The following is a 10,025-nucleotide window of genomic DNA, read 5'->3' as shown; positions in this document are numbered from 1 at the left end:
ACGTCGAAGTATCCGGTCGTGCTCGATGCGTCTGGAGAACCGGGCGAGGCGCTCAAGCGCGTGAAGGAGACGCTGCGCGCGGTGCCCCACCATGGCCTGGGCTATGGCGTGCTGCGCCACTTCGGCACGCCTGAGCAGCGCGCAGCACTGGCCGGGTTGCCGTGCGCGCAGGTGCAGTTCAACTATCTGGGGCGCTTCGATGGAAGCTTCGACGCAGCTTCTGCCTGGCGTCCTGCGCCGGAGTCCACGGGTTCCACGCGCGATGCGGCTGCACCCCGTGCAAACGATATCGTGGTGGCCGGCTCCGTGTTCGAAGGCCATCTGTGCCTCGTGCTGGACTACAGCGCCGAACGCCATGCGGCACAAGACATGCAGGCACTGGCAGAACACTATCGGCAGGCATTGCTGGAGGTCGTTGCGCATTGCCAGGGCGGAGCGCGCGGTGTGACGCCCAGCGATTTCCCGCTGGCAGCACTCACGCAGGAGCAACTCGATCTCATGCCAGTTCCGGTACAGAACCTGCAGGACCTGTACCCGCTGGCACCCATGCAGCAAGGCATGCTGTTCCACAGCCTCTACGACGCTGCGGGTTCTGCCTATGTCAACCAGTTCCGGGTCGATATCGGAGGGCTCGACGTACCGCGCCTGCGAGAGGCCTGGAAGGCCGCTTTTGCGCGACACGATGTCTTGCGCACCGGCATTGTCCAGGGCGAAATCCCCTTGCAATGGGTGGCACGCCACATTGAACTGCCGCTGAGCGAGCATGACTGGCGCGGCCATGTGGAACTGCAGGCCGAACTGGGCACGCTGGCGCGCGACGAACGTGCGCGGCCGTTCGATCTTGGATCGCCCCCGCTCATGCGCCTTGCCCTGGTGCGCACCGATGAGTGGACGCATCACCTGATCTGGACGACGCATCACCTGTTGCTCGACGGATGGAGCAGCTCCCTTTTGCTGGGCGAGGTATTGCGCCGCTATGCAGGCAATGGCATCGAAGAACGGGCCGTGATGCCGTATCGCGACTACATCGCATGGCTGCAATCGCGAGACGTGGAGGCCGCGCAGCGGTACTGGCAGGCGCTGTTGCCCGCTGGCGATGCGTCTGGCCGGATCGGAGCAGCACTGGCAATGGGCGAAGGCAGCGGACGCCACGAAGAGTACGTGCGCATCCTGTCGAGTCAGGTCACCGAGGCCTTGATGACCTATGCGCGTGCCGAACGCGTCACGCTCAATACCGTGATCCAGGGGGCATGGGCGTTGCTGCTGCAGCGCTACACCGTCGCGGACACCGTGTGCTTCGGTGCCACCACGGCGGGTCGGCCGGCCGAGTTGGCCGGCGTGGAGCAGGCCCTGGGATTGTTCATCAATACATTGCCGGTCACGGCCCGCATCGCGCCGGAGCAGGAGGTCGGCCCATGGCTGCGCGCCTTGCAGGCCCAGAGCATGGCATCGCGCGAGTACGAGCACACGCCGCTCTACCAGATCCAGCGCTGGGCCCAGGCAGGCTCGGCAGGGTTGTTCGACACCTTGATCGTGTTCGAGAACTTCCCCGTGGACGAGGCTTTGCGGCAGTCGGGCGAGATGCTCACCTTCACCTCGGTGAGAAGCGAAAGCGACAACCACTATCCCCTGACCCTGCGAGTGCAGGAGCTTGGCACCTTGCGGCTGGATTTCCTGCACGACCCGGGGCAGATCCACCGTGATGCCGTGGAGCATTGCGCCGACCTGTTGCAGGCGCTGCTGGACGTTTTTGCTGACACCGGGACCGGGAAAACGCTGCGCCTGGCGGATCTGCTCATGGCCGACGTTCCATCGGTCGCGCCCCTTGCTGAATCGGAATCGGAATCGGCGCAGCTGGTGCTGAGCCGGTGGAGCGAAGCGGTGGAGCATGCGGGGGAAGAGGAGGCGGTGATAGACGAGGAGCGCAGCCTGAGCTACGCGCAACTGGAGCGGGCGGGCGATGCACTGGCGGCGCGGCTGCAGGCGCTGGGGGTGGGGCCGGAGGAGCGTGTGGCGGTGCACGCACCGCGCTCGGTGGCGCTGGCCGTGGGGCTGCTGGGCACGCTGAAGGCGGCGGGTGTGTACGTGCCGCTGGATCCGGCGCTGCCGGCGGAGCGGCTGGCCCATGTGGTGCGCGACAGCGGGGCGCGGTGCGTGGTCAGTGCCCAGGCGCTGGAGTGGGACGCGGGCGTGCCGGTGCTGGAGATCGAGGAGGAGCCCGGGCAGGAGTCGGGGCGGGAGGAGGTGCGCGTGCAGCGGCGGGAGATCCATGCGCAGCAGGCGGCGTACCTGATCTACACCTCGGGCTCGACGGGCCAGCCCAAGGGGGTGGTGATCAGCCACGCAGCGCTGGCCAACTACGTGGCGGGAGCGCTGGAGCGCATGGAGCTGCCCGAGGAAGCGCGCAGCATGGCGATGGTGTCCACGGTGGCGGCGGACCTGGGGCACACGATGCTCTTCGGGGCGCTGTGCTCGGGGCGGCGGCTGCACATGATCTCGGCGCAGCGCGCTTTCGATCCGGACCTGTTCGCGCAGTACCTGAGCGAGCACCGGGTGGACGTGCTCAAGATCGTGCCGAGCCACTTGCAGGCGCTGCTGAGCGCGGCGGATGCGGCCGGGGTGCTGCCGGCGCGGCGGCTGGTGCTGGGCGGGGAGGCCACGCGCTGGCCGCTGCTGGAGCGGCTGGCGGAGCTCAAGCCGCAGATGCGGGTGATGAACCACTACGGCCCGACGGAGAGCACGGTCGGGGTGCTGACGCAGGAGGCGGATCGGGCGGACCGGCGAGCCGGGACGCTGCCGCTGGGCACGCCGCTGAAGGGGTGCCGAGCCCATGTGCTCGATGCGTACCTGAACCTGGTGCCGGCGGGGGTGGTGGGCGAGCTGTACCTGGGCGGAGCGGGGCTGGCGCGTGGCTACCAGGGTCGTGCGGGGCAGAGCGCGGAGCGGTTCGTGGCCGATCCGTTCAATGCCGGGGCGCGGCTGTACCGCACGGGCGACAGGGTGCGCCGGCTCGAGGACGGCAGCCTGGAGTTCCTGGGGCGGGGCGATGAGCAGGTGAAGGTGCGCGGCTACCGGGTGGAGCTTTCGGAGGTGGCTCAGGCGCTGCGATCCCTGGAGGGGGTGGGGCAGGCGGAGGTGGTTGCGCGGGAGCAGGAGGATGGGCGCACGCAGCTGCATGGCTACGTGGTGGCGCATGGCGCAGCGCGGTTGGAGGTGGGGAGCCTGCGGGCACGGCTGGCGGAAGTGTTGCCGGACTACATGGTGCCCAACGGGCTGGTGGTGCTGGAGGCGCTGCCGCTGACGGCCAACGGGAAGCTGGACCGCAGGGCGCTGCCGGAGCCGGAGCAGGCGGGGCAGGGCGAGTTCGAGGCGCCCGAGGGGGAGGCCGAGGCGGTGCTGGCGCAGGTGTGGGCGCAGACGCTGAGGCTGGAGCGGGTGGGGCGCAGGGAGAACTTCTTCGAGCTGGGAGGGGATTCGATCCTGGCGTTGCAGATCATTGCGCGAGCGCGTAAGAGGGGATGGAAGTTGATGCCAAGGCAGTTGATGGAGTTGCAGACGGTGGCGGGAGTGGGGGCGGTGGCCGAGCGCATCGGGGCGGGAGAGGGCCCGGGGGGAGCAGCGGCGGCGGCAGCGGGGGGAGGAGTGAGGCAGGAGGGGCCGTTCGGTCTGACGCCGGTGCAGCAGTGGTTCTTAGAGCAGGAGTTCGAGGAGCAGTGGCACTGGAACCAGTCGGTGATGCTGACGGCGGCGGAGGTGGTGGATGTGGCGAAGCTGCAGCAGGCGGTGGAGGCGGTGGTGGGGCAGCATGAGGCGCTGCGGCTGAGGTTTGAGAGGGTGCAGGGGAGGTGGGGGCAGCAGGTCTCCGCATTCGAGTCGAGCACCTGCTTCGAACGCGTGGATCTGGGCACTGCCGGCGCGGGGGCAGGCCTGCGGCAGGCCGCCGATGCGGCCCAGCGCAGTCTCAGCCTGGAGCGGCCGTTCAAGGCGGTCTGGTTCCAGATGGGGCCGGGGCGTGCCGGCCGGTTGTTGCTGGTGGCCCACCATCTGGTTGTGGACGGTGTGTCGTGGCGGATCCTGCTGGAGGATTTGCAGACCGCCTATCGCCAGCTGCGGGATGGCCGTCCGGTGGATTTGCCATCGGCCACGGTGTCGTGGCCTGCATGGCTGGCAGCCCTGGCGCGGCATGCTCTGGCGAAACGTGTCGAACTGCCATATTGGCAGGCGTTGACCCAGCGGCAGGAGCCCAGTCTGCCCGGTACGGCACAGGGCCTGAACAGAGAAGGCGATGCATGCACGGTCACGCTGAGTCTGGACGAGGAGCGCACGGAGCAGCTGCTGATCGACGTTCCGCCGGCCTACCGCACGCAGATCAACGACATCCTGCTGACCGCGTTGGCCCGGGCCCTGTGCACCTGGGCGGAGCGCGACAGCGTGCTGGTGGAGCTCGAAGGACACGGCCGGGAAGAGCTGGAGGAGTCGCTGGACCTCTCGCGCACGGTGGGCTGGTTCACGGCGCTGTACCCGATGCGGCTGGCGCCCGGAGCGCAGGGGTTGGGAGAGAGCATCAAGGCGATCAAGGAGCAGTTGCGGCAGGTGCCGGGCAAGGGGCTGGGCTATGGGTTGCTGCGCTACCTGGCGCCCGAGGGGGCGGAGCTGGCCCAGGGGGCGTATCCGCAGGTGACGTTCAACTACCTGGGGCAGTTCGATCAGGCATTCGACGCGGACACCGGCTGGCGACCTGCGCGTGAGAGTGTCGGCCAGGAGCGCGCACCCGGCAGTCGCCGGCGTACCTGGCTCACGGTCAATGCAAGCCTGATGCGCGGCATTCTCAACATCGGGTTCACCTACAGCCCGGCCATTCATGACGAGGCCACGGTGTCGGATCTGGCCCATGGCTTTCTTCACGAGCTGGAGACCTTGATTGCGCATTGCGTGGAGGGCGCCACGGGCGTGACACCTTCGGACTTCCCGCTTGCCGACCTCACGCAGGAAAAAATCGACGCACTCGGCGTTCCGGATACCCACATCGAGGACATCTATCCGCTCGCACCGATGCAACAGGGCTTGCTGCTGCATACCTTGCTCAACCCCGGGTCGGGCATGTACCTGATGCAGGACCGCTATCGCTTCGACTCCGATGTGGATGTGGCCGCCTTCGAGGCCGCTTGGCAACGCGTCGTGCAGCGCTACGAGATCCTGCGCACCGGTTTTGTCTGGCGCTCGGAGGAGGCGCCTTTGCAGATCGTTCGCCGCGAGGTGCCATCCGTGGTGAGCTACGCCGACTGGCGCGACCTCGATGGCTCGACCCAGGAAGCACGCCTGGCGAGCGCGTTGCAGGACGAACTGTCGGGTGGCTTCCCTATGGACGAGCCGGCACTGATGCGCGTTCGGCTGATCCGCATCGCCGAGAGCAGTTATTACGTGGTCCAGAGCTTCCACCACATCCTGATGGATGCGTGGTGCCGCTCCCTGCTGCTGCGTGATTTCTTCGCCTATTACGAAGCGATCCGGGGAGGAACGCCGGTCAGCTTGAGCAGCCCCAGGCCGTATCGCGACTTCATCGCCTGGCTCCAGACCCAGGATGTGGAGCAATCCCGCCGGTATTGGCGAGACCAATTGCTCGGGTTCGATACCCCCACCGTGCTGCCCTACATGAAGCGGCGGACTGGCGCGGCCGATGTCGCGTCGGTGGGCGATGCCTATTCGGTCCTTCCGGCTGAAACCGTGGCGGCCCTGCAAGCCTATGCGCAGCGCCAGCAGGTGACGGTAAATACCATCACCCAGGCCGCCTGGGCATTGCTGCTGGCGCGGCTGGGCGGCGCCGATGAGGTGCTGTTCGGGGTGACGGTGGCGGGTCGGCCGCTGGAGCTGCAGGGCATCCAGGAGACGGTGGGCCTGTTCATCAACACCATCCCGCTGCGGGCGCGTTTGCCCCTGCCAGGGACGTCGGTGGCCGCCTGGCTGCAAACCCTGATGGCGCAGAACCTGGAGATGCGACAGCACGAGCACGTGCCGCTGGTCGAAATTCAGTCGCTGGCCGAAGTGGCGCGGGGGCGTAGCCTGTTCGACAGCATTTTCGTTTTCGAGAATGCTCCCGTGGACGACTCACTGGCCACCAAGGCGGCTGGTTTTTCCATCGCGGCCGAGGGGGGGCGCACCCACACGAACTATCCGCTCACCATGGTGGTGGTTCCCGGTCGCAGCATGACGCTTCAGTTGTCGTATGACGCATGGCTCTACGATGCCGCGGATGCCGAGCGCTTGCTGGCCGGCTTCCGGCAGATACTGCTGCAAATCATCGCCAGTGCCGATACGCAGCTCCACGAATTGAGGGTGCTGTCGCAGGATGAGCGAGCTCGTCTGCAGGCGCTGTGCACGGGAGCGCAGGAGGAGCACGGTCAGCGGGAAGGCTACGCGCGGCTGTTCGATGCGCAGGCGCGGCGGCACGCGCAGCGCGTGGCGGCGCGCAGCCAGGGGGAGCAGCGGACGTATGCGCAGCTGCAGGCGCATGCGGCGCGCCTGGGTGCGGCGCTGGGCGATGCGGGGGTGAGACCGGGCGATGTGGTGGCGCTGTACGCGGACCGTGGCCTGGAGCTGCTGGAGCTGGTGCTGGGCACGTTCCACGCGGGCGGGGCGTACCTGGCGCTGGACAGGCGCCACCCGCACCGCAGGCTGGCGGGGATGCTGGCGGCCAGCGGAGCGCGGGTGGTGGTGGCGCCGGCGGCGGCGGTGGCGGACCTGGAAGGGGTGCTCTCGGCCATGGAGCGGCCGCCGGTGCTGCGGGTCTACGAACACCTGCTGGCCTCGGTGCGCAGTGCGGATGCGCGGCCCGTGCCCAGCCGTGGGGAGCAGGCGGCCTACGTGATCTACACCTCGGGCTCGACGGGCGAGCCCAAGGGGGTGGTGGTGACGCAGCAGGGCATGCTCAACAACCAGCTCGGCAAGATCCCGTACCTGGGCCTGGGCCCACAGGACGTGATCGCCCAGACGGCCGCGGTCAGCTTCGATGTCTCGGTCTGGCAATTGCTGGCGGGCCTGCTGTGCGGGGCCTGCGTGGAGATCGTGCCCGATGAGGTGGCGCGGGACCCGCGCGCGCTGCTGGAGTGCGTGCGCGAGCAGGCGGTGACGGTGCTGCAGAGCGTGCCCTCGATGATCCAGGCGATGCTGGCGGGCGATGCGCAGGAGCTGCCGGCGCTGCGCTGGCTGCTGCCCACGGGCGAGGCCTCCACGGCCGAGCTGGCGCGGGCGTGGTTCGAGCGCTATCCGGCCGTGCCGCTGGTCAACGCCTACGGGCCGGCCGAGTGCGCCGACGACGTGGCGCTGCACCGGGTGGATGGAGCGGATGCGCTGGACGGCCACCTGCTGCCGATCGGGCGGCCCACCGACAACACGCGGCTGCACGTGCTGGACGGCCACCTGGAGCCGCTGCCCGTGGGGGTGGCCGGCGAGCTGTACGTGGCGGGGGTGGGCGTGGGGCAGGGCTACCTGGGGCGGGCGGGACTGACGGCCGAGCGCTTCGTGGCCGACCCGCGGCCGCAGGGCGCGGGCGAGCGCCTGTACCGCACCGGAGACATCGCGCGCTGGCGCAGCGACGGCGTGCTGGAGTACCTGGGCCGGGCGGACCAGCAGGTCAAGATCCGCGGGCAGCGCCTGGAGCTGGGCGAGATCGAGGCGCAGCTGGTGCGCCACGAGGCGGTGGCGGCGGCCGTGGTGGCGGTGCACCAGGACGGGCAGGCCGAGCGCCGGCTGGTGGCGTACGTGGTGCCGCGCGTGGCCGAGGAGGCGGCCGGCGCGCCGGCGCAGGCCAGGCTGCGCGAGGTGCTGCGCGAGCACCTGAAGGGGCGGCTGCCGGAGTTCATGGTGCCCAGCTTCTGGGTGTTCCTGCCCACGCTGCCGCTCAACCCCAATGGCAAGGTCGACCGCAGGAAGCTGCCGGACCCGGATGCATCGGCCGCAGGCCAGGCCTTTGAGCCGCCCCGCGGCGAGACCGAGGAGGCGGTGGCCGGCATGTGGCAGGCGGTGCTGGGCGTGGAGCGGGTGGGGCGCACGGATCACTTCTTCGAGCTGGGCGGGCATTCGCTGATGGCCATCCAGCTGATGGAGAAGCTGCGCCGCCAGGGCTGGCCCATGCCGGCGCGGGCGATCTTCGAGCATCCCCGGCTGGCCGACTTCGCCCGCGAAGTGCAGCGCCAGAACACCGCGCAGACGCCGCAGCCGCAGATACCGGCCAACCGGATCGAGCCCGGCTGCGAGCGCTTGCAGCCGGAGATGGTGACGCTGGTGGCGCTCACGGAGGAGCACCTGCGCACCATCGAGGCGGCCGTGCCGGGCGGGGCGCGCAACATCCAGGACCTCTACCCGCTCGCACCGCTGCAGGAAGGCATCCTGTTCCACCACCTGCTGGAGCCGGGGCGCGACCCCTACGTGCTGCCCTACCTGCTGGAGTTCGACAGCCGGGAGCGGCTGGGCGGCTTCATCGAGGCGCTGCAAGAGGTGGTGGCCCGCCACGACCTGCTGCGCACCGCGATCCTGTGGGACGGCGTGCCCGAGCCCTTGCAGGTGGTGCTGCGCCGGGCGCAGGTCGTGCTCGAACACGTGGAGGCGCCACCGCAGGGCCAGGATGCGGCCCGGTACCTCAGCGCGCTGGTGCATGGGCCGGCGTACCGCATCGACGCGCGCCGCGCGCCCATGATCCGCGCGCTGGCGCTGCACGATGCGGCCCAGGGCCGCTGGCTGCTGCAGCTGCCGTGCCACCACCTGATCATGGACCACACCACGCTGGAGCTCATCAGCGCCGAGGTCGGGCTGATCCTGCAGGGGCGCAGGGAGCAGCTGCCCGAGCCGGTGCCGTTCCGGGACTTCGTGGCGCAGGCGCGGCTGGGGGTGCCGGCCGATGCGCACCGGGCCTTCTTCTCGGCCATGCTGGCCGATGTGCAGGAGCCCACCGCGCCGTTCGGCCGCTTCGACGTGCAGTCCGACGGCAGCGCCACGCAGGAGGTGATCCAGGCGCTGGATGCCGGGGTTGGGCAGGCCATCCGCAGCCTGGCACGGCGGCTGGGCGCCAGCCCTTCGGCGGTCTTCCACCTGGCCTGGGCGCTGGTGCTGGCCCGCGTCACGGGGCGCGACGACGTGGTGTTCGGCACCTTGCTGTTCGGCCGCATGCGCGGCGGGGCGGACGTCGGGCGGGCCGTGGGCATGTTCATCAACACCCTGCCCCTGCGGGTGCGCCTGCGGGGGCAGGACCGGGAGGCGGGCCTGCGCCAGATCCAGGAGGCCCTGGCGGGGCTGCTCGAACACGAGAACGCCAGCTTGCAGCAGGCCTTGCGGTGCAGCGGCGTGCCGGCTGGAGTGCCGCTGTTCTCCACGCTGCTGAACTACCGCTACAGCGGCGCCTCGCCCACGGCCGCGCTGCTGGAGGGGGTGCGGACGCTGGGCGGGCGCGAGCGCACCAACTATCCGCTCACGCTGTCCGTCGATGATCAGGGCGAAGGCTTCCGCCTAGTGGTCCTGGCGGAGCCCGGGATCGATGCGGCCCGCGTGGCGGGCTATGTGCAGGATGCGCTGGTGCGCCTGGTCTCGCAGGACGCGGGCACGGGCAGCGTGCTGGCCCGGTGCCTGCCGGCTCTGGGCGAGGCCGAGGCGGAGCGCCTGCGATCGTGGAGCCATGGAGAGGCAGTGCACGTGGAAGAGAAGACGGTGCACGGTCGGATAGAGGAGCAGGCGCAGCGCACGCCGGATGCGGTGGCGGTGGTGTTCGGAGGGCAGACGCTGAGCTATGCGGAGCTGAACGCGCGGGCGAACCGGCTGGCGCATGCGCTGATGGAGCGTGGGGTGGAGCCGGAGAGCCTGGTGGGGGTGGCGCTGGAGCGCTCGGTGGAGCTGGTGGTGGCGCTCTTGGGGGTGATGAAGGCGGGAGGGGCGTACGTGCCGATCGATGCGGAGCTGCCGCAGGAGCGGGTGGCCTACATGCTGGGCGACAGCGGGGTGCGGCGGGTGGTGAGCGATGCGCGGACGCTGCAGCGGCT

1 protein-coding gene is annotated in these 10,025 nt (G+C 69.6%); it reads left to right on the top strand.

The features are described from left to right. A partial coding sequence (locus AX018_RS23625) for a non-ribosomal peptide synthetase (protein ID WP_146749432.1) occupies positions 1 to 10,025 on the top strand: 10,025 nt, incomplete at both ends.

The sequence above is a fragment of the Paracidovorax anthurii genome (genome assembly GCF_003269065.1).
In the GTDB taxonomy this organism is placed as follows: Bacteria; Pseudomonadota; Gammaproteobacteria; order Burkholderiales; family Burkholderiaceae_C; genus Paracidovorax; species Paracidovorax anthurii.
The sequence above is the reverse complement of the archived record's forward strand: the minus strand, read 5'-3'. Positions and strand labels throughout refer to the sequence as shown.